The 20854-nt window shown below is 68.4% G+C and carries 20 protein-coding genes and 1 pseudogene; 8 read left to right on the top strand and 13 right to left on the bottom strand.

Features of this window, described 5'->3' with window-relative positions:
- The first annotated feature begins 134 nt into the window (after positions 1 to 134).
- Positions 135 to 1853, top strand: coding sequence for an N-acetylmuramoyl-L-alanine amidase (locus tag MHN80_RS24970; protein WP_239404060.1), 1719 nt, complete (start codon positions 135 to 137; stop codon positions 1851 to 1853).
- Between the two features lie 20 nt (positions 1854 to 1873).
- On the opposite strand, the gene MHN80_RS24965 is transcribed toward MHN80_RS24970, so the two are convergent.
- The 4 genes from MHN80_RS24965 to MHN80_RS24950 all read right to left on the bottom strand — a co-directional run bounded on the left by MHN80_RS24965 (position 1874) and on the right by MHN80_RS24950 (position 5021).
- The gene (locus tag MHN80_RS24965) at positions 1874 to 2713 is read right to left on the bottom strand and encodes an HAD family hydrolase (protein ID WP_239404059.1); all 840 of its coding nucleotides are present in this window, start codon (positions 2711 to 2713) and stop codon (positions 1874 to 1876) included.
- Positions 2713 to 3525: a 1-acyl-sn-glycerol-3-phosphate acyltransferase gene (locus MHN80_RS24960; RefSeq protein ID WP_033204735.1), complete on the bottom strand. Its 813-nt coding sequence runs from the start codon at positions 3523 to 3525 to the stop codon at positions 2713 to 2715. Before MHN80_RS24960 ends, MHN80_RS24965 begins: the two co-directional genes overlap by 1 nt.
- A gap of 76 nt (positions 3526 to 3601) precedes the next feature.
- The gene (locus MHN80_RS24955; RefSeq protein ID WP_033204733.1) at positions 3602 to 4372 is read right to left on the bottom strand and encodes a 1-acyl-sn-glycerol-3-phosphate acyltransferase; all 771 of its coding nucleotides are present in this window, start codon (positions 4370 to 4372) and stop codon (positions 3602 to 3604) included.
- A 10-nt stretch (positions 4373 to 4382) separates the two neighbouring features.
- Positions 4383 to 5021: a TetR/AcrR family transcriptional regulator gene (locus tag MHN80_RS24950; RefSeq protein ID WP_239404058.1), complete on the bottom strand. Its 639-nt coding sequence runs from the start codon at positions 5019 to 5021 to the stop codon at positions 4383 to 4385.
- A gap of 70 nt (positions 5022 to 5091) precedes the next feature.
- On the opposite strand from MHN80_RS24950, the gene MHN80_RS24945 reads away from it, so the two are divergent.
- The 4 genes from MHN80_RS24945 to MHN80_RS24930 all read left to right on the top strand — a co-directional run bounded on the left by MHN80_RS24945 (position 5092) and on the right by MHN80_RS24930 (position 9748).
- Positions 5092 to 5835, top strand: a complete 744-nt coding sequence (locus MHN80_RS24945; RefSeq protein WP_239404057.1) for a nuclear transport factor 2 family protein — start codon at positions 5092 to 5094, stop codon at positions 5833 to 5835.
- 139 nt (positions 5836 to 5974) lie between these two features.
- Complete coding sequence (locus tag MHN80_RS24940; protein ID WP_239404056.1) at positions 5975 to 7579, top strand: Rieske 2Fe-2S domain-containing protein; 1605 nt, start codon at positions 5975 to 5977, stop codon at positions 7577 to 7579.
- Positions 7580 to 7595: 16 nt separating this feature from the next.
- Positions 7596 to 8210 (top strand): TetR/AcrR family transcriptional regulator, encoded by a 615-nt coding sequence (locus MHN80_RS24935; protein ID WP_004021388.1) that lies wholly within the window; start codon positions 7596 to 7598, stop codon positions 8208 to 8210.
- Positions 8211 to 8311: 101 nt separating this feature from the next.
- Positions 8312 to 9748 carry a lipase family protein gene (locus MHN80_RS24930; RefSeq protein ID WP_239404055.1) on the top strand — a complete coding sequence of 479 codons (1437 nt, stop codon included), beginning with the start codon at positions 8312 to 8314 and terminating at the stop codon, positions 9746 to 9748.
- 26 nt (positions 9749 to 9774) lie between these two features.
- Here MHN80_RS24930 and MHN80_RS24925 read toward each other — a convergent pair whose 3' ends face one another.
- The gene (locus MHN80_RS24925; RefSeq protein ID WP_239404054.1) at positions 9775 to 12096 is read right to left on the bottom strand and encodes a molybdopterin oxidoreductase family protein; all 2322 of its coding nucleotides are present in this window, start codon (positions 12094 to 12096) and stop codon (positions 9775 to 9777) included.
- Between the two features lie 320 nt (positions 12097 to 12416).
- On the opposite strand from MHN80_RS24925, the gene MHN80_RS24920 reads away from it, so the two are divergent.
- Positions 12417 to 12629, top strand: a complete 213-nt coding sequence (locus MHN80_RS24920; RefSeq protein ID WP_004021390.1) for a hypothetical protein — start codon at positions 12417 to 12419, stop codon at positions 12627 to 12629.
- Between the two features lie 80 nt (positions 12630 to 12709).
- Here the strand turns inward: MHN80_RS24920 and MHN80_RS24915 are convergent, their stop codons facing one another.
- From MHN80_RS24915 to MHN80_RS24900, 4 genes are all read right to left on the bottom strand, one after another.
- Positions 12710 to 13219, bottom strand: coding sequence for a GNAT family N-acetyltransferase (locus tag MHN80_RS24915; RefSeq protein ID WP_239404053.1), 510 nt, complete (start codon positions 13217 to 13219; stop codon positions 12710 to 12712).
- A gap of 34 nt (positions 13220 to 13253) precedes the next feature.
- On the bottom strand, positions 13254 to 14507 hold the full coding sequence (locus tag MHN80_RS24910; RefSeq protein WP_239404052.1) for a lipase family protein: 1254 nt from the start codon (positions 14505 to 14507) through the stop codon (positions 13254 to 13256).
- A 76-nt stretch (positions 14508 to 14583) separates the two neighbouring features.
- Positions 14584 to 15471 (bottom strand): hypothetical protein, encoded by an 888-nt coding sequence (locus tag MHN80_RS24905; RefSeq protein WP_239404051.1) that lies wholly within the window; start codon positions 15469 to 15471, stop codon positions 14584 to 14586.
- Positions 15472 to 15594: 123 nt separating this feature from the next.
- Positions 15595 to 16014: a VOC family protein gene (locus tag MHN80_RS24900; RefSeq protein ID WP_239404050.1), complete on the bottom strand. Its 420-nt coding sequence runs from the start codon at positions 16012 to 16014 to the stop codon at positions 15595 to 15597.
- Positions 16015 to 16086: 72 nt separating this feature from the next.
- Here MHN80_RS24900 and MHN80_RS24895 point away from each other — a divergent pair, with 72 nt between their 5' ends.
- Positions 16087 to 16662 carry a TetR/AcrR family transcriptional regulator gene (locus tag MHN80_RS24895; protein ID WP_101822492.1) on the top strand — a complete coding sequence of 192 codons (576 nt, stop codon included), beginning with the start codon at positions 16087 to 16089 and terminating at the stop codon, positions 16660 to 16662.
- 25 nt (positions 16663 to 16687) lie between these two features.
- Here the strand turns inward: MHN80_RS24895 and MHN80_RS24890 are convergent, their stop codons facing one another.
- The 3 genes from MHN80_RS24890 to MHN80_RS24880 all read right to left on the bottom strand — a co-directional run bounded on the left by MHN80_RS24890 (position 16688) and on the right by MHN80_RS24880 (position 19377).
- A complete protein-coding gene (locus MHN80_RS24890) occupies positions 16688 to 17623 on the bottom strand; it encodes an EamA/RhaT family transporter (protein ID WP_239404049.1) in 936 nt (311 codons plus the stop codon).
- 14 nt (positions 17624 to 17637) lie between these two features.
- Positions 17638 to 18897: a serine--tRNA ligase gene (gene serS / locus MHN80_RS24885; RefSeq protein WP_004021397.1), complete on the bottom strand. Its 1260-nt coding sequence runs from the start codon at positions 18895 to 18897 to the stop codon at positions 17638 to 17640.
- Positions 18898 to 18963: 66 nt separating this feature from the next.
- Positions 18964 to 19377 (bottom strand): ankyrin repeat domain-containing protein, encoded by a 414-nt coding sequence (locus tag MHN80_RS24880; RefSeq protein ID WP_239404048.1) that lies wholly within the window; start codon positions 19375 to 19377, stop codon positions 18964 to 18966.
- An 81-nt stretch (positions 19378 to 19458) separates the two neighbouring features.
- On the opposite strand from MHN80_RS24880, the gene MHN80_RS24875 reads away from it, so the two are divergent.
- Positions 19459 to 20430 carry a cation diffusion facilitator family transporter gene (locus MHN80_RS24875; protein ID WP_239404047.1) on the top strand — a complete coding sequence of 324 codons (972 nt, stop codon included), beginning with the start codon at positions 19459 to 19461 and terminating at the stop codon, positions 20428 to 20430.
- Between the two features lie 94 nt (positions 20431 to 20524).
- Here the strand turns inward: MHN80_RS24875 and MHN80_RS24870 are convergent.
- Positions 20525 to 20734 (bottom strand): annotated as a pseudogene (locus MHN80_RS24870) (HNH endonuclease); the annotation flags it as partial.
- Positions 20735 to 20854: the final 120 nt, after the last annotated feature.

Here is a 20854-nt window from a genome sequence, read left to right as displayed (position 1 = left end):
GAGCACAGTCGACCGCGTTCGAAGCCTCCGGGCTCCGACGCCGTCGGCTGCGTGGATGCCGACGGCTGACCGGACCCGACCACACCCCCACGATCACCCGTGCCGCGGTCCGACCAACCTGCGAGGAGACCTGAGTGCGTTACCCCAGACCGAAACCCTCGATCGCGCTCGCCGCGATCGCCGCTGCGGTCGTCGCGACACCGTTCGTGGTGATCGCGAGCCAGTCCGAGCCACAACTCGTGGACAACAAGCAGACGGTCTCCGACACCGAGATCGAGCAGGTCCCGCTGCGGGAACTGCCCGCCGCCATCGTCGACGTCGCGTCTTCCGGTCTCGCCGCGGCCGGTGTCGAGCTGCCGCCGATCGATCCGGACGCGTTCCCGCTGCCGGATCTGACGGTTCCGCTGCCGAAGGGACTCGTGCCGGGTGCCGGCGGGTCGTCCACGAGCACCGGCCCGTCCGGGTCACCGGGTTCGTCGTCACCGGAGTCGACACCCGGGTCGTCGACGTCGGAATCAGCGTCGGAGACCACAGAATCCGCGACCCCGACGACCGACGCTCCGACGAGCGAGCGTCGCGTTCCGTCGACCACCCGGGAGTCCCCGGATGCGGCGGCGACACCCGCGCCGCGAGGCGATCGGACTCCGGGCACAACCCGGTCGACCCCGAGCAGTACGACGCCGGCGACACCCACGATGCGCGACGGCCGCGAGGTCGGGGCCGCGGTGACGCACATCGTGCGCGAGGCGCCCATCAAGATGGTTGCGTTCACGTGGGACCGTCCCGTCGATGTCGACCTCAAGCTGCGCGCGAAGAACCCCGACGGCAAGTGGGGGCCGTGGACCGTCCTGGAACAGATCTCGCGCGGGCAGGCGCCGAGCGTGAAGAACCCGGTCGGCACCGAGCCGGTCTGGGTGGGCGACGCTCGTGAGGTGCAGGTCGCCGCGAGCAAGGACGGACTCGCGATCCCGGCTGCGGAAACACAGGGCGGCGATCTCGCCCAACTGGCCGTCGGCACCGCGAGCACGGTGGTGACGGAGTTGGCCACCGTCGCCCTGAACGCGCTGAAGGCGACGCTCATCAGCCCGGAGAGCCTGCTCGGCCTGGGCTCGTCGTTGCTGTCGCCGCTGACCGGCGGGCCGCAGGTCGTCGCCCGCCAGGCGTGGGGCGCCGATGAGTCCATTCGCTGTTCGCAACCGGTCTACTCCCCGCACATGCGCGGCGCGATCGTGCACCACACAGCCGGCAGCAACGACTACACCCCGCAGCAGTCCGTCGAGATCGTCCGCGGCATCTACGCGTACCACGCGCGCAGCCTGAACTGGTGCGACATCGGTTACAACGTGCTGATCGACAAGTACGGCCAGATCTTCGAGGGCGCGTTCGGCGGACTCGACCGCAATGTCGAGGGCACGCACACGGGCGGGTTCAACAAGGAGACCGTCGGGGTGTCGATGATCGGCAATCTCGACGAGGTCCCGCCGACCGCGGCGATGGTGTCGGCGACCGGCAAGTTCCTGCGCTGGCGCCTCGGCAAGGCCGGACTCAATCCCGCCGGGACTGCGACGTTGACCTCAGAAGGCTTCGCCGGCACCAAGTTCGCCGCGGGCACCCAGTCGAATCTGCCGGTGATCTCCGGGCACCGGGACTACAACAGCACCAGCTGCCCGGGGGTACACGGTTACGCGGCGCTCACCGCGATCCGGGCGCTCGCCGGCGGTGCCCCGCCGGCACCCGAACCGACGCCGCCCGCCGATCCGGCCGCCCCGGCTCCCCCGCCGGCCGATCCTGGTGCCCCCGCGCCGCCGCCGGCCGAGCCCGGAGCACCCGCACCGGTACCGCCTGCGGCCTGAGCCGCGGATCCGCGAGACGATCAGCGCGGGGCGAACCAGCGCTCGAGTACCTTGGCGACGCCGTCGTCGTTGTTGCCGACGGTGACCTCGTCGGCGGCGTCGAGCGCCGCCGGGTGACCGTGGCCCATCGCGACGCCGTGCCCCGCCCAGGTGAGCATCTCGGCGTCGTTGGGCATGTCGCCGAACGCGATCACGGCGTCGGTCGAGAGTCCGGCGAGGTCGGCGAGGCGTGCGAGCCCCGACGCCTTGTGGGTTCCCGGCACCGACAGTTCGATGAGTCCGTTGTCGGTGGAGAAGGTCACCTGGGCGAGGTCGCCGACCACGGGCTGCAGCCGACGGGCCATCTCGTCGGAGGCCATACCCGGTTTGCGGACGAGGAGTTTCACCGCCGGATCACCGAACACCTCGTCGTCGCCGACCTCGACGTGATCGGGGTTGAGCCACGCGTGCTCGTAACCGGCACTCGCCACGAAGGGCGCCGTCGCCGCGTCGTGCGCGGACCGGCCCGCACGTTCGGCCGCGATGCCGCATCCCGGGATCTGTTGGTAGGCAATCTCTCCGAGTTTGACGAGCGCGTCGGGCTCGAGGTTCGCCGACCACAGCACGCGATCGTGCTCGACGTCGTAGATGATGGCGCCGTTGGCGCACACCGCGTAACGGACGAACGCCTCGGTGCCGGCGAACTGATCGGTGATCTCGGCGATCCATCGCGGGGGCCGGCCGGTGGCCAGCACGAACTCCACTCCGGCGGCGCGGGCGGCGGCCAGCACGGACAACGTGCGCGGGGAGACCCGGTTCTCGTCGTCGATGAGGGTTCCGTCCACATCGCTGGCGATGAGTGTGGGTGGACCGAATGTCATCAGCGTCTGCTTCCTCTCGACCGAGCTCTCTCGGCGGCTCGTCTCGCCCGCGCCTCGGCTTTGCGCAGCGCCTCGTCGGCTTCGATCACGGCGGCCTCCTGGGGTGTCGGTGCCGAGCCGCCGAGTCGTGACGGAACCCAGAACTCACCCGGTGGGTGCGGACCGTAGGAGTCCTGGACCTCGAGGAGCATCGAGTTCATGGTGTCGCGGAGCCTCAGGGTCTCACGCTCCGGGGACTCGTCCGGCCCGGGGGTGAACGGCAGACCGTATCGGACGTGGACGGGGAGCCGGCTGCGCCCGATGTCCCGCACCCCACCTTTCGTCCACTGCCGATGGGCACCCCACACGATCGCCGGGATGATGGGGACGCCGGCTTCGGCTGCCATCCGGGCCGCCCCGCTCTTGAACTCCTTGAGCTCGAAGCTGCGGCTGATCGTCGCTTCCGGGTAGACGGCGACGATGTACCCGTCCCGGAGACGCCCGAGCGCGGCGCGATAGGCCTCCGCGCCGCGCGACCTGTCGACGGGGACCGTTCTGGTGTGGTTGACCAGGAACCGCATGATCCCGATGTCCATGACCTCGGACTTGATGAGGAAGCGGGTTCGGCGGCCGGCGCGCTGGACGCCGAGCGCGAGCGGGAGGAAGTCGACGTAACCGGTGTGGTTGACACACAGGACCGCGCCGCCGGTGTCCGGGACGTTCTCGACACCGGTGAAGTGCAGGTCGAGACCCTGGGCTCGGACGAGTCCGTTGGCGATGAGTTCCAGGGTGCGATACACCGGCTCGCGGTGCCCGTGCCTCCCTGCGCTCATGAGTCCAGGTTAACGACGCCGGACGACACCGCGGGACGACGACAACCGACAGGCAACGCTGGGGCGCGAGGTCTGCTCAGACCACTCCGGGGTCGTCGTTCCGGGGCTCGCGCTTGGCGGCGCGTTCGGCCTGCTCCTGGGCATCCATGCGATTGGCCTCCTCGAGCGTCGGCGCGGAACCGCCGAGCCGTGCGGGAACCCAGAACTCGCCCTTCGGGTGCTCGCCGTAGGCCTCCTGGAGTTCGAGGAGTTTCGCACTCATGACCTCGTGCAGCTTCGCCGTGAGGGCGTCGGGGCTGCCCGTGGCATCGAGGGGCTCACAGACACCGATCGAGATCTTGTACCCGGTTCGACCCAGTTGCTTGGGGTGGCCCTTGGTCCAGACTCGTTGCGCGCCCCAGATGACCGTGGGCACGATCGGCGCACCGGACTCGATCGCCATCCGCGCGGCGCCCGACTTGAAGGCCTTCAGCTCGAAGCTCCGGCTGATCGTCGCCTCGGGGTAGACCCCGACGAGTTCGCCGCGCCTGAGATAGTCGACCGCGTTGCGGTAGCTGTCCGCACCCTGGGCGCGGTCGACGGGGATGTGCTTGAGCGAGCGCATGATCGGGCCGGAGATCTTGTTGTCGAAGACCTCTTTCTTCGCCATGAAGCGGACCTTGCGACGCCCCTGCAGGAAAGCCGGGATGCCGGCGTAGGTGAAGTCGAGATAGCCGGTGTGATTGATCGCGACGACGCCGGGGCCGTCGGCCGGTACGTGTTCGACACCCGACACCGTGAACTTCAGACCTTCGGCCAGCCACAGCAGGCGGGCGGCGGTGATCACGGTGTCGTAGACGGGTTCCATGCGAGAGAGCTTAGCCACTCGCCGCCGACCCCTCGCCGTCGTCGGCGGTGGCGAGCCGGGTGACGGCGGACACGAGGTCGACCGCTGCGTCGGCCAGTTGCGCGGGCGTGAGCGAGAGGCGGCCGTCGATGTAGTCGAGGTACAGCGCGACCAGTGCCCCCGCCAGCGCCGACGACACGACGGCGAGTCGCTCGGGTGAGCTCGCGTGCGCCCCGGTGGTCATCTCCAGCACCGACGCGACGAAGCCGGGCACCGTTGCCGCCCGTCGTGCGCGCAGGACGTCGTCGGCGAGCGGTTCGCGCAGCAGGATGCGCGCTCGTCCGGGATCGGCCTCGAAGAACTCTCGGCAGACCTCGAGGACCGCCCTCACATTCTCCCGACGGTCGGCGACGCGTGGAAGGGCGGCGATCTCCGTCAGGAGCTGGTCGGTGACCCGGTCGTACACGTCCGTCACCAGGTCCTCGCGCGACGCGAAGCTCTCGTAGAAGTACCGGGGGCTGAGATTCGCCTCGCGGACCACGGCGCGCATCGTCACAGCATTCGCGCCGCCCGAACCGAGCAGCTGCTCGGCGACGGCGAGCATCTGCTCGCGACGGTCGGACGACCGGTCGGCGAGGGTTTGGCCGCGCCACAGTTTCTCCGGAGTCATCCGCTCATCGTCGCACTTCGACCGGACCCTCCCATTGACATCGGTCGATTCAACATGAATCATGCGATTCATGTTCACCGAAGAGGCCTTCCAGGAAGCACTCGCCCGTCCCCGGCTGGCCAAGCCTGTCCCGGAATATCTCGACGCCAACCGCGGTGTCCCGATCCGCGCCATCCCCGAAGCCGAGCTCCAACGGACCACCGAGGAATGGTTCGAGGCCTTCGACCGGAAACTCGTGCATCTGAGCAACGCCCACGACACCGACCTGTCGTGGATCATGACCTGGGCCAAGAAGTACTGGTGGAGCTTCCTGGTCCGCGACATGAGCGTTAACGAGGAGCTGTACGCCACGGACCTGCGCTACACCGACGTGACGACCTTCGGCCGCACGATCGTCGGCATCGACGACTTCGTCACCTACAACTTCGCCTTCTTCGACGCCATCCCGGACTGGCGATACGACCCACTGCCCGATCAGGCTTACATCGACATCCAGCCCGACGGCACGGTGCGGACCGTCATCCGGTACATCGGGAGCGGTCACTTCAGCGGGGCGCTGAGGATGTACCCGTACGACCGATCGGCGCCGACCATCTACCGCGACGGGCGGTTCATCCAGGCGCCGGCGGTCGACCGGTACCACTTCGACGCCGACGGCCTGATGGAAGAGGGCGAGACCCTCTACGACTTCATCGACGCCGTCCAGCGGGCCGGGATCATGCCGCGCGACGACAGCAAGCTGGTTCGGAGCCTGTTCGCGGCGTCCAGGCTGCCGATCCTCGCCCGCGGCGTCCGGGAGCGACTCGGCGTGTAGCGAAGAGCGCCGTGAGCCTGCTCACGCCGCGCACCCGAGGAGGACTCATGGCCCACGCGTCCGTCCGGCACGGCTCGATACCCTGGATGCCTGTAGTGCCCTGCCGCGCAGCCCCGCGCACACCATGAAAGGCCCCTTCGTGCAGATCACCAGCATCGGTCATGCCGGTTTCCACATCCAGACCACCGCCGGATCGATCCTCTGCGACCCCTGGGTCAACCCGACGTACTTCGCCTCCTGGGTGCCCTTCCCGGACAACTCCGAACTCGATTGGAAGACGCTCGGCGACTGCGACTACCTCTACGTCTCGCACCTGCATCGAGATCACTTCGACGAGCGCAACCTGCGCGAGAACGTCAGCAAGGACGCCACGGTCCTGCTGCCCGACTATCCGGTGCCGGACCTGCGCCGCGAACTGGAGAAACTCGGCTTCACCACATTCGTCGAGACCACCGACTCGGTCAAGACGACGGTCACGAACGACAAGGGTTCGCTCGACGTCATGATCATCGCGCTGCGCGCGCCCGCCGACGGGCCGATCGGCGACAGCGGCCTGATCGTCTCCGACGGCGAGACCGTCTGCTTCAACATGAACGACGCCCGCCCGATCGACCTCGACGTCGTCGACGAGGCGTTCGGACACGTCGACGTCCATCTGCTGCAGTACTCGGGCGCCATCTGGTACCCGATGGTCTACGACATCCCGCGGAAGTCCAAGGCCAACTTCGCCTCTCAGAAGCGTCAACGCGGAATGGACCGGGCGCGTTCGTACATCGAGCAGGTCGGCGCGACCTGGGTGGTCCCGTCGGCCGGCCCGCCGATGTTCCTCGACGAGGATCTGTTCTACCTCAACGACTTCGGGTCCGCGGACACCGCCGACGACACTTCGATCTTCCCCGACCAGGAGACCTTCCTGGAGCAGATGCGCATCCACGGCACCGACGACGGTGAGAAGCACCGCGGCCTGATGATGGTGTCGGGTTCCGTCGCAGAGTTCTCCGGTCCGGTCCTGAACGAGGTCACGCATCCCTACGCACCCGCCGACGTCTTCGGCGAGAACAAGCGCGCGTACCTCGAGCGCATGAAGGAGAAGTTCGCGCCGGTCATCGCCGCGGACAAGGCCACGTGGGCACCGGCCGAGGGCGAGCCGCTGCTGCCGGCGCTGCGGGACCTCTTCGAACCGATCATGCGACAGTCGGACCTCATCTGCGACGGCATCGGCTACCCCGTCGGGCTCGTCATGACGCCGGGCGGGGGCGCGGCCAACGACGCCACCGAGACGGTCGTCCTCGACTTCCCGAACCGCATCGTGCGTGAGCCGAAAGAAGGAGAGGGCAAGTACCGCTACGGATTCCGCATCGCCACCGAGCTGGTGCGGACCGTCCTGCGCGACGACGAGCCCGACTGGGTCAACACCATCTTCCTGTCGACGCGCTTCACCACCTGGCGGATCGGCGGGTACAACGAGTTCCTCTACACCTTCTTCAAATGCCTCACCGACGAGCGGATCGCCTACGCGGACGGGTGGTTCGCCGAGGCGCACGACGACTCGGCGTCGATCACCAAGGACGGCTGGGAGATCCAGCGGCGGTGTCCGCACCTCAAGGCCGACCTCGGCAAGTTCGGGGTCATCGAGGGCGAGAAGCTGACCTGCAATCTGCACGGATGGCAGTGGGACCTGCCCACCGGACGCTGCCTGACGTCGAAGGGACACGACCTCCGCGCGTCCAGACTCGACTCGTAGCCGGATCGCCACCCCGATGACCTCCGAACGCACGTACGGTGGCCGTTCGGTGAGCGACCGCGCCGCCGAACGGCGGCAGCGTTTCCTCGACGCCGCGCTGGTCGAGTTCACCGGCACCGGCTACGCGAAGTCGTCGGTGACGTCGATCTGCCGGGTGGCCGGACTGTCTCGCCGGCAGTTCTACGCGGAGTTCACCGACCGCGAGGAACTGCTGGTCGCGCTGTACGACACCGTGCAGGGCGCCGCTCGCGTCGCCGTGGCAGAAGCATTGGCCGCCAGCCCTTCTCGGGATCTCCGCGACCTGAGCACGGCGGCGATGCGCGCCTACATGGAATCGGTGGGCACCGATCCCCGGCGCGCGGCGGTGTCGTTCGTCCAGATCGTCGGGGTGAGCCCCCGCGTCGAGCAGCACCGCCTCGACGGCCGTGAGGAATGGGTCGAGTTCTTCGTCGACGCCATGTCGGAGTTCGCCGACCGCCCCGCGACGCCGCGGCAGCGCCACCTCGCGATCGCATTCGTCGGGGCACTCACCGGCCTGGTCCATCGCTGGAGCGAATCGCCCGAACCCGGCACACTCGACGACGTCGTCGCGGTTCTCGCCGACATCCTGCTCGCCTTCACCACGCTCTGAGACATTCGCCGCCCACCCCGGACGTTGTGTCCTCGGACACACCGGGTGTATGTTCTGGCGAAGTGTGAGACACCTCCGTCTCACTTTTCGGAAGGGTTGCCATGCGGGGATGGAAACGCCACGGCTCACGGATCGTCGTGCGCCTGACTGTCGGGATCGGACTGGTTGCGCTGATCGCCGGCGGACCACTGGATTCGGCTGCCGCGAATGCAACCCCAGCGTCGGTCCCGGTGGCGCCGGTCCTCCCGTTCCCGGTGCCGCCCGCGATCCCGGAGTTCGACACGGACTTCTATCTGCCGCCGCAGGCGGTGGTCGCGGCCAAGAAGCCCGGTGAGCTCATCGCCGCCCGGCGTGTCCATGTCGCCGCCCTGTCGGTGATCCCGATCAACGTCGACGCCTGGCAGATCTCCTACCGCTCGACCAACACCCGCGGCGAGCCGATCCCGGCCGTGGCGACGCTGCTCAAACCCAAGGGGCCGGCGAAGCCCGGACCGTCGAAGCTGGTGTCGTGGCAGTCCGCGGAGGACTCCACCGCGATGTACTGCGCGCCGTCGTATGCCTTGCAGCAGGCCTCCATCCCGGGGCAGCTGACCGGCTCGGCGGACTCGAGCCTCGAGGTCCTACAGATCACCTCGTTGGTCGGCGCCGGCTGGTCGGTCGTCATCCCCGACCATCAGGGCCCCGAATCCGCCTTCGCAGCCGGGCCTCTCGCGGGACGCATCACCCTCGACGGGATCCGGGGCGCGCGGAACTTCGCACCACTGGGGCTCAGAGACGACGTGCGGGTGGGTCTGATGGGCTACTCCGGCGGCGCGATCGCCACCGGGTGGGCAGCGGAGTTGCACTCGCAGTACGCGCCGGAACTCCCGATCGTCGGCGCTGCCGAAGGTGGGGTGCCCGCGAACATCCGAGCGCTGGTCGATCTCGCCGACAAGAACGCGGCGTCGGGTCTGATCATGGCCGGGATCATCGGCGTCAGCCGCGAGTACCCGGAACTCGACCGTTTCCTCCAGCGACACATGAACCCGCTCGGCAGAGCCCTGCTGGCGGCCAAGAATCCGCTGTGCCTCACCTACCAGGCCGCACTCGCCCCCTTCGTGAACATCAAGGGCCTGGTGAACCTGCCGGGCGATCCACTGGACCACCCGACACCGCGAAAGGTGCTGGATCAGCTCAAGATGGGTTACACCACCCCCGACTTCCCGATGTTCATCTATCAGTCGAACCCCGACTGGATCGCCCCCGTAGGCCCGGTCAACGAGTTGGTCCGCACCTACTGCGCCGATGGCGCGAGTGTGCGATACGTGCGCGACCATTTCAGCGAACACATCACCCTTGCTGTCGAGGGGTTCGCGCCGGCCATCGTGTGGATGCGGGATCGCCTGGACGGCAAGCCGGCACAGACCGGTTGCACCACAAGCGATCAGGGGTCGATGGCGCTAGACCCGACCACCTGGCGCGCGTTCGTCAACCTCGTGGGCAACAATCTGGCCCTGATGGTCAACCAGCGGTTGGGCAATCCGCCGCGGGTGCCGTGACGCGGGGCTCGGCACATGCGGTCGGGTCACCCCGGCGCGCGGAGCGTCAACGACGCCGCACCGAGTTTGAAGATCGGCTGCTTCGACGCCGGATCCCAGTCGGTGATCGTCAGCTCGTTGGCCGCGCGGTGGTGACCGGCATCGTCGTCGGCGTCCCAGTACCCGTAGTGGAAGGGCACGAACAGGACACCGCGGCGGATGCCGGCGATCCGCACCGTTGCGGTGATGGCGCCGCGCGGGCTGGCGATCTCGACGAGGTCGCCGTCGTGCACACCGGTGCGCGCGGCATCCACAGCGTTGACCTCCACCCACACCTCGGGTGCCGCGTGCTCGAGTTCGGGCGCTCGTCCGGTCTTGGTGCGGGTGTGGAAGTGGTAGACCGTGCGTCCGGTGATCAAGGCGAACGGGAACTCCGCACCGGGACTCTCCGGAGGAGGCAAGTAGGGGACTGCCTTGATCAGCGCCCGCGAGCCCGGATTGATGGCCCGGTAGTCATCGGCGTCCAGCGGATCACCGGTGACGAGGTCCTTGCCGAACGACTCGCAGTAATCGGCCGCGCTCCAGAACCGCCCATCGGCGTACAGACGCTCGGTTCCGTCGGGAGCGTCTGCGGTGCAGGGCCATTGGACTCCGCCGCGCGTCCGCAACAACTCGTAGGACATCCCGCTGTAGTCGCATGGCCGCCCCGCGCTGCAGTCCCGCCAGGCGTCGAACGCCGACTCGGCGTCGGTCCACGGCGGCAACGGATCCCCGTCCCGGTCGCGGAAGTCCATCCGCCGCGCGTAGTCGAGGAAGATGTCGAGGTCGGGCCTGGCCTCACCGGGTGGCTCCACCGCCTTCTCGGACAGGTGCACGGTGCGGTCGGCGTTGGTGAAGGTCCCGGTCTTCTCGCCCCAACCGGCGGCCGGCAGTACGACATCGGCGAGTTCGGTGGTCTCGTTGGGAAACATGTCCTGGGTGACCACGAACAGGTCGTCCCGCTGGAGGATCGCCCGGATCCGCGACAGTTCTGGTAGCGACACAGCAGGATTCGTCGCACTGATCCACAGCATCCGCACCGACCCCGCCTCGGCCAGGCGGAAGATCTCCATGGCATGCGTGGGTGGATTCTCATGCGGGAGATGATCCTTGTCGATGTTCCACAGCTCGGCGAGCTCGGTCACGTGGGCGTCGTTCGCCCAGTTGCGGAATCCGGCGAGGTCGCCGTCCGCGCCGCATTCCCTGGTGTTCTCGGCGGTGGGCTGACCGTTCATCTGCAGCAGACCGCATCCCGGCCGGCCGAGCATGCCGCGCACCAGGTGGATGTTGTTGACCCCGACGGCGGCGGCGGTCGCCTGGTGGGACTGATAGAAGCCCTGCAGCACCGTCGACGTCAACCGCTCGGCGGTCCCGAGCAGTCGTGCCGCATGGCGAAGGTCCTCGACCGGCACACCGCAGACAGCGGCGACACGGTCGGGAAGGTAGTCCGCCACCACGCGGAGCAGATCGTCGAAACCGACTGTGTACGAATCGATGTAGTCGCGGTCGATCCACTCGTTGGCGATGATCTCGTGCAGCAGCCCGTTCATCAGCGCGACGTTCGTCCCGGGCATCGGCGCGAGATGGACGGTGGCGTGCCGGGCCACCGGCGTGCTCCGCGGATCGACACAGACGATGGCGGGCGGGTTCGGTCCGGCCAGGCGGTCGAGCATGCGCATCCAGGTGACCGTCTGGGTCTCGGCGATGTTGTGACCGAACAGCGCGATGGTGTCGGCATGGTCGATGTCGGTGTAGGTGCCCGGCTGACCGTCGCTCGCGAACGATGCCTTGAGTGCTTCGGCCGCCGTTGCCGTGCACAATCTGGTGTTGCCGTCCACGTGGTCGGTACCGATGGCGCCGTGCGCGATGACCGCCAGTGTGTAGTACTCCTCCAGGAAGAGCTGACCGGATGTGTAGAAGCCGATCGCGGACGGACCCTGTTCCTCGAGCAGCAGCCGGGACCGCTCGACGATCCGGTTCATGGCAGTGTCCCAGTCGACCTCGACGAAGCGGCCGTTCTCGCGTACGAGTGGGCGCGTCAGCCGGTCGGGCGACGAACTGGCCTGCCACCCATAGAGATCCTTCACGTCGACGCGACCGCGGTTTACCCGATCCTTCGCCCGGCCCCGGACCCCGACGATCCGGTCGTCGGTCACCGCGATGTCCAAGGCATCACCGTTCGAATGCAGCACCGATGCGGACCGAACCCACCGCTGTACATCGTCGTCGGTCAACCCGTCGGCGAGGTGCTGGTCGACACGCGTCGGCCACTGTTCCCCGGATGCGTAGGGGGTGCGCCTACCCCACGGATCCACGATCCTGTCGTTCACCGTTCCTCCTGACGACACGACACCGATGTCGTTCCGCGGTGTACCCACCGACACCCGAAGTCACTCGTTCGGCGGCCTCTGACCCCGACGGTCCGTCCTCCGGATTACCTCGCCGCGATTGTGGGTAGACCTCCGGCACGGCAGGAAGGGACCTGCCCGAGTCGATCGTTACCGACCCGTTGCGCGCAGACACGATCCGACGTCGACGCACGCACATCGACCCCACGTCGGCGACCCGATTCATACGATGGCGTCAGGACTTTCGGCCCGACCGGGCCCGGGGACAAGACGTCGCACACATCGACCGTGAGGAGAACATCATGGCCAAGTACCGCGTAGTCGACGCGAACGAGAACGTCGTCGAGGAGAAGGAGTTCGACGACGCCACCGGCGCTTACGACTGGTTCAAGACCGTCGCCGCACCGGACGACAGCCTGGGCACCGTGATGCAGGTCCACGATGACGGCGAGTGGAAGAACTTCGAGGTGTCCGACGGGGGAACCAACGCCAGTCCCTCGGCTGACGCCGACTGAACCCGCGTCCCCTCGGCGGGATCACGTCGGCAGCAGGTCTCGCGCTCCAGGGAGTCCATCCCTGGGGCGCGAGACGCGTTCTACACCCCGAACGCGGCCGGGTAGGCGATGGTCCCGCTCGGCACCGGACGGGCGTCGTCGAGGGGTAGCGCCATCATCGCCTCGTCCGGGACGTCGAACGGAGCACGGATGCCGAAGCGGGACGCGGGGACGAAGCCGAACCTCGGGTAGTACTCGGCGTGACCGAGAACCAGCACCAGGTTCTCGCCTAGTTCTCGCGCCGCGGTGAGACCGGCGACGACGGCCGCCGAGCCGGCCCCGGTCCGTTGATGCGACGGCACCACCGCGCACGGTCCGAGGGTGAGCGCGGGCTCGGCGTCGACCCGGCACCTGGAGTACAGGGCGTACCCGACGATCGAGTCGTCGGCGTCGGTGGCGACGATCGACAACCCGTCGATCCAGGCGTCGCGATCGGCGCGCAGCTCGTCGACGATCCGCGCCTCGTCGGGGGTCGGGAAGGCCGCCGTCACCACCTCGCGGATGGCATCGGCATCTCCGGCGCGCTCGACGCGCGTCGTCCACCTGCTCACGGTTTCCCGCAGGTCGCGGCGACAGAAATGGCGGTCATCGGCCGCACCCGCCGGCGGGTTGCCCGGCGAACCGACGGTCGAGGAATCCGAGCGCGTCGGCGCTCCACGGGATGAACGCCCGGGTGTGATTCGAGCCGCGGTACTCGGTGAACGTGGTCGGTACCCCTCGATTGCAGAACGACCCGGCCAGGCGTGCGACGTCGGCGGTGATCATCACACCGTCGCCGGTGCCGTCGACGTTGCCGACCCCCAGCATCATCGGACTCCGCGGGGTGCCGAGCGTGCCCATCACGTTCTGCGAGATCGCCTGCCGCACGCCGGGGACGTCCAGCAGGCCGCCGACCGTCGGCACGAGGAGCTGGTGATCGGTCAGACCCGGGTACTTGTCGGCGAACGCCTCGATGCACTCCCCCGCCACCTGCCCGAGGACCCGCTTGCCCTTCGGCGAGAGGTACGGCTGCAGGTCGATGTCGTAGGTCTCGCCGTACACCGCCATCAGCGCCGGGATGACGCCGGCCCAGTTCTCGCTGCCGTTGACGTACCCGAGATTGTTGGCCGGATTCACCAGCACGCCGCCCGCGGCCGCACCGACGATGTTCAGCTCCGGTGCATAGCGCGGGGCCAGTTCCGCGCCGAAGCCGGTGGGGATCGAACCCCCCGAGTAGCCGAAAAGGCCGACCGGGGTCCGGGCCGGCGCGCGCAGGTGGGTCAGCGCGGTGCGGACACCGTCGAGTGCGGCGTAGCCCGATTCGCGAGCCATCGTCCACCGCAGTCCGCGACCTTCGTAGTCGGGGGCGGCGACGGTGTACCCGGCGGCGAGGAGACCGGAGATGAGCGTGATGTCGATCGGCGCCTCGGCCGCATTGCCACCGCGCAGCGTGTACGACGGGTCGCACTGCGAGCCCAGCGCGTCGTAGAACGAGTGGTAGGAGACGACGCGCCGCGGGGCCCCGGCGGGCGCACCCGGCGGTGAGATGACCGTGGTGACCGTCGCCGTCGGCCCACCGAACTGGTTCGTCGTCCGATAGAGGATCTGGGTGGCCGAGATCGGGATACTGGTTCCGCGCCAACCCAACTCGACCTGTCGCGTCCTCAGCGCCGCACCCGGCGAACGCGACTCGTACCCCGATGGCGGGTCATAGAACGGATCCTGGGACGGCAACTGCGCCGGCGCCGCCGCGGGTACGGGAACCGGAGCCGCCGACACCGTGGGCGCGAGCACGGACAGGGACGTCGTCAGCCCGAGGATCGCGGTCAGCGTTCCGAGGCTGCGGGAGAGAAGCCGCATGAGTCATGATCATGCCCGATATGCGGCGTCGGCAGCAGGTTTCGTTCCGACTCGGCACGACGCCGCGTACCGCTGTTCACCCGGAAGTGGCGTCCGGCACCGGATTCTCGCCGGCCCGCTCGACCGCCTCGACCACCGGCGACATCGCGACCACCACCGCACCGGCCACGGCGGCGACGAACGCGATCACCGCGACGGCCCCCCAACCGGCCCGTGTGGTGTCGCCGAGCACCAGGATTCCGATGGCTCCTGGGACGACCGTCTCACCGACGACCAGGGCGGCCGATGCGGCGCTCACCGACCCCTTCTGCAGTGCGACGGTGAACATGTAGAAACCGCCCGGGCCGCACAAGATGATCGCGTACAGCGCCGGGTCGGTGAGCAGTTCGCCGAGATCGGAGGGGTCGAGGCCGTCGAGGATGCGCACCGCGACCGCGAGGACGCCGAACAGCACGCCCCCCGACAGCCCGGCGAGAACCGAGACCCGACTCTGCATCCGCGGCAGGACCACGAGGCCGACACCGAGAATCGCCACGCCGGCCGCGAGAACCGCCCAGTGCAACCACCATTCGTGTTCGTGTCCCTCGTCCCCGGCCGCGAACCCCAACAGGACCAGCGACACCACCACGACCGCGATCGCCGTCCAGTCGCGGGCCGACAGTCTCGCGTGCAGGAAGATCGTGGCGAGCACGACGGTCACCACCAGATTCGCGCTGACGATCGGTTGTGCCAGGAACAGCGGGATCATGCGGGCGGCGACCATGTTGCCCAGAAACCCGATCCCGTCGAGCGCGATCCCGGCCAGGAACGACACGGTCAGCATCGCGGTGATCGTCGACCGGAGCGACGGTGCCGCACCCGGACCACCGGTGTCCTCGACACTCTGCGCACCGCGCGCCTGCAACACCGACGCGGTGCCGTACGCCAGCGCCGCGAACACCGCCGCGAGGATCCCGATCAGCATGGTCGAACAGTAGCCACCGACGCGCTCCTCGTGCGGGACGATCGCCACTGTTGCCGACCGCGCGTCGACGGAAACCGGTCGGGACGATCGGGATCACGACGATCGGGATCAGGACGATCGGGATCAGACGGTCGACGCTCCGGGGGCGTACGCGTCCACGAACTCGCCGACCGCCGCGATCGGTTGGATGCAGTCGAGGAGCACCCCATCGGGACCCTCGACGATGAAGTGCCGCTGACCGAAGTCCTCGTCGCGCAACTCGAGGATCGGACGCAACCCGTGGTCGCCCGTCAGTCGTCGGTACAGACCGTCGACATCGTCGACCTCGATGTTGACCAACAGTCCGGCGGCGGGTCGGCGATAGCCCTCGGGGATCGTCGGATGTGTCGCGTCCACGAGGGCCAACTCGAACACTCCGGTGCGGAGGCTGACGTACCAGTCTGCGACGAAAGTGACCTCGAAGCCGAGAACGCGCTGGTAGAAGGACGACGCCGAGGAGACGTCCGTCGACATGAGGACTGGATACACGCTCGTGATGGTCATGGCCGAACCCCTTTACGTACGATGAGTATGTATAGCCGACTATACATACGCTACGTACGTAAAGGAACCTCTGTGCCGAGAGCCTCTGCCGCAGCCGCCGCCGAAACGGCCCGCGCCGTACTCGCCGCCGCCACCCGCCAGTTCGCCGAGCGGGGGTTCGCCGATGTGTCCCTCGATGACGTCGCCGAGGCGGCGGGAGTCACCCGCGGCGCGGTCTACCACCACTTCCGCAACAAGGCGGCGTTGTTCACGGCCGTGGCCGCGGCGTGCCACGACCGGGTCGCCGACGCGGTGGTCGCGGCCGCCGAGTCCGCGGGCACCGACCCGGCGCGCCAATTGAGCGCCGGCTCGCACGCCTTCGTCGATGCGATCACCAGCGGGCCCGCCGTACGGATACTGCTGATCGACGGCCCGGCCGTCGTCGGCTGGGATGAGTGGCGTCGACTCGACGAGGCCGGCTCGGCCGCCCATCTGCGCGAAGCCCTCGAGGCGGTCGGGGTCGACGGCGAGTTGGTCGACGTCCTCACGATGCTCCTGTCGGGGGCGATGAACGAGGCCGCACTCTGGCTGGCCCGGCACCCCGACGACGACACCGCCCGCGAACGCACACACCGAGCACTCGACCGATTGCTCGGCGCGATCATGTGAGGGGACCGACGCCCCTACGACCGCTTCAGCGGCGATCGGCCTCGCGGGGCGGATGCCCGTATCCGCGAGGCGCGTTCGTCGCGTCGGCGGTCTCGACCGCGGTGACCGCGCCCGACGACGCCAGGACCACCCCACCCAGAACGGCGGCGGCGAAGGCCACGATCGCGACGGGGCCCCACCCGGCTCGGGTGACGTCGCCGAGGAACGCGATCCCCACCGCGCCGGGCAAGACCGTCTGACCGACGACCAGTGCAGCCGCCGCCGCGTTGACCGACCCGGTCTGCAGCGCAACGGTGAACAGGTAGAAACCGCCGATCCCGCTGAGCAGCAACGCATACAGCGCCGGATCGGTGAAGAGCACCGACAGGTCGAGGGGGTCGAGTCCGTCCAGGATGCGCGACGCGACCGCCATGACGCCGAAGACGGCCCCGGCGATGAGACCGGTGACCGCCGCGATGTGCGTGCGCAGCCGGCGCATCAGGATCACGCCCAGTGCGATCAGTGCCGGCCCGGCGACGAGCACCGCCCAGTGCATCCACGAGGTGTGCTCCACGCCTTCGCGACCCGCGGAGACCGCGAGCAACACCAGCGACAGCACGATCACCCCGCCGGAGATCCAATCCCGCAGTGTGAGTCCAACTTTCAGGATCACCATCGCGAGCAGCGCGGTTGCCACCAGCCGGGCGGAGATGATCGTCTGCGACAGGAAGAGCGGGATCATCCGCGCGGAGGCGATCGTCGCGACGAATCCGATGATGTCGAAGACGAATCCGACGAGGAACGGCAGCGTGAGCATCGTCGCCGCGGTCGACCGCAGCGACGGGTGCGCGGCAGCGGATCGTCGGCGCTCTTCCCGGATCGCCGCTCGCTGCGCGACCTGCTCGGCGCCCAGCGCCTGCAGAACGGCCGCGGCGGCGAACGCCAGCGAACCGATCACCGCGATGACGATGCCGGCGGTCACGACACGAGCTCAGCTCAGCGCGGGGTGAGCACGTCGGTGCCGACGAACTTCGCGAGCTCGGCGGGCAACCGGACGGAGCCGTCGGGCTGCTGATGGTTTTCGAGGATCGCGACCAGCCAGCGCGTCGTCGCCAGGGTTCCGTTGAGGGTCGCGGCGGTCTGCGGTCTGCCGTTCTCGTCGCGGTACCGGATCGAGAGGCGACGCGCCTGGAACGTCGTGCAGTTCGACGTCGAGGTCAGCTCGCGGTAGGTGCCCTGCGTCGGAACCCAGGCCTCGCAGTCGTACTTGCGCGAGGCCGACGAGCCGAGGTCGCCCCCGGCGACGTCGATCACGCGGTAAGGCACGTCGATGGCGGCGAGCATGTCCTTCTCCCAGCCCAGCAGACGCTGGTGCTCGGCTTCCGCGTCCTCGGGACGGCAGTAGACGAAGCCCTCGACCTTGTCGAACTGATGGACGCGGATGATGCCGCGGGTGTCCTTGCCGTAGCTGCCGGCCTCGCGACGGAAACAGGTCGACCATCCGGCGTAACGCTTGGGACCGTCGGACAGGTCGAGGATCTCGTCCATGTGGTACCCCGCGAGCGGCACCTCCGACGTGCCGACCAGGTACAGGTCGTCGTCCTTGTCCAGGTGGTAGACCTCGTCGGCGTGGGCACCGAGAAACCCGGTGCCCTCCATGACCTCCGGACGCACGAGCACCGGCGGGATCATCAGGGTGAACCCATTCGCCGTCGCCTTCTGCGCGGCCATGTTCAGCAGTGCGAGCTGCAACTGAGCACCCTGACCGGTGAGGAAGTAGAACCTCGACCCCGACACCTTGGCGCCGCGCTCCATGTCGAGCAGTCCGAGTGACTCACCGAGTTCGAGGTGATCCTTCGGATTCTCGATGTCGCGTGGCTCGCCGACGTGCTCGAGGACCACGTAGTCGTCCTCACCACCGGCCGGTGCTCCGTCGGCCACGATGTTGGAGATCGCCCGGTGAGCCTTCGCGGCTGCCGCGTCGGCCTCGGACTGACGCGCCACCGCCGCCTTCACCTGCTCGGCGAGTTCCTTGCCCTTCGCCAGGAGCGCCTGCTTCTCCTCGCCCTGAGCCTTGCCGACCTGCTTGCCGAGCGTCTTCTGCTCGGACCGCAACGCGTCCGCTTCGACGATCGCGGCGCGACGCTCGGCGTCGGCGGCGAGCAGTGCGTCCACCAGGCCCGGGTCCTCACCGCGGGTGCGCTGTGAGGTGCGGACGAGGTCGGGGTTGTCGCGAACAGTCTTCAGGTCGATCACGACTTCAAACCCTACTTGAGAGCGTGATGCGAACCCGATCACGCCGCGTCGGCCCGCGCCGACAGGTCAGGTCCACAGTCGACGCAGGTCGTCACGACCGAACATGGACGCGGCGGCGTCGGCGTCCGGGGTTCCGCCGTAGGGATCGGCCCCGGCGTCGACCAGCACACGCACGACGTCGTCGAAGCCTTTGAAGACTGCACCTGCCAGCGGCGTCTGACCCTTGTCGTTGGCGAGGTCGGCGTCGGCACCGCGGGCGAGAAGGGTCGACACCGTCGACGCGTGCCCGTGATAGGCCGCGAGCATGAGCAACGAGTCACCGGACTGGTTGCGCAGATCGGCCGGGACGCCGGCATCGAGGTAACTGCCCAGCGTCTCGGCGTCGCCGGACCGTGCCATGTCGAACAGCCGGGTGGCCAGTTCGACGACGTCGGGACTGGGGGCACCGGAAGCCGGTCGATCGTCGGGGTGGGCTGCCACTCCCGCGAGTGTAGGCGCGCCGCCCGGCATCTCCGCCCGGATGGAACCGGTGGCACCCCGCCGTGTGCGAGACTGACCGCAGTGTCTCCTCCTCCCGAAGCGCAGCACGAATCCGGCGGCCCCAGCGAGAGTTTCCTGACGGTCGTCATCGCCTTCGTGTCGAACCTGCTGATCGCGGTCGCCAAGACGGGTGCGGCGATGATCACCGGGTCCGCATCGCTCGTCGCCGAAGCCGCGCATTCGTGGGCCGACACCGGGAACGAGATCCTCTTGCTCGTCGCGGAACGTCGTGCGCATCGCCCGCGGGACTCCACCCATCCGCAGGGCTATGGGCGCGAAGCATACATCTGGTCGATGTTCGCCGCGTTCGGACTGTTCGCGGTCGGCGCGGCGGTGTCGGTGCAGCACGGGATCTCCGAACTCCTGTCGCCCGAACCGGCCACGGATTATGGCATCGCCTACGCGGTCCTGGCGATCGCCGCGGTGCTCGAGGGAATCTCGTTCGTGCGGTCGTACCAGCAGGCCAAGCGCGGCGCCGTCAAGCGCCGGATCGGCCTGCTCCGGCAGGTGTTCCGCACCTCGGACCCGACGCTGCGTGCGGTCTTCGCCGAGGACGCGGCCGCACTCATCGGTCTCGCGATCGCCTTCGTCGGCGTACTCCTACACCAGGTCACCGGGTCGGCCACCTACGACGCGATCGGTTCCATCCTGGTCGGTGTGCTGCTCGGGATAGTCGCGATCGTCCTGATCAACCAGAACCGCCGCTTCCTGCTCGGACAGGCAGTGGACGACGCCGTTCAGCGCCGAGTCCTCCGAGATTTACTGGCGCACAGCAACATCGATCGGGTGACCTACCTACACGTCGAGTACACCGGACCCGTTCAGCTGTTCCTGGTCGCCGCAGTCGATTTCGCGGGCGACGACGCAGAATCCTCGGTGGCGGTCGCCCTGCGCGAACTGGAGAACGAGCTGGAGCGCGACCCGCGGATCACCGAAGCGGTGCTGACCCTGTCCGCGCCCGGGGATGTCGACCTCGTGCCCGACGCCCCCTGATCCCACCGGGCGCGGGCGGTCATATCACACTGTGGAGTTGTCAAAGGACCTGTGGCGTCGGGGTCGACGCCGGAGGGTCTGGTGCGCGGGGCGGTTAGACGAGGGCGTCGTCGAGTCGCATGGTGCGCCGGTTGTAGGCGGGGCGGGGTGAGCGTTGGGGGTCGACGTCGGCCGGTGGGATCAGCCACGGGTGCCGGTCGGGACCCATCACCACCTGCCACCCGTGGTGGTGGACCTGGGTATGACACCGCTGACACAACAGACACCCGTTGTCCAGATCCGTGGGACCGCCGTCAACCCAGTTGGTGTCGGCCCCGGGCGTAGTGGCTGCGATTGCTCGCAGGCTATTTCCCGGGGCCGCACCGCCGAACCGGACGTGCGGCTTTCACCGCATCCGGCTCTCCATAGGTCACGCTGGGATGGC

It is taken from the genome of Gordonia sp. McavH-238-E (genome assembly GCF_022348225.1).
In the GTDB taxonomy this organism is placed as follows: Bacteria; Actinomycetota; Actinomycetes; order Mycobacteriales; family Mycobacteriaceae; genus Gordonia; species Gordonia terrae.
The sequence above is the reverse complement of the archived record's forward strand: the minus strand, read 5'-3'. Positions and strand labels throughout refer to the sequence as shown.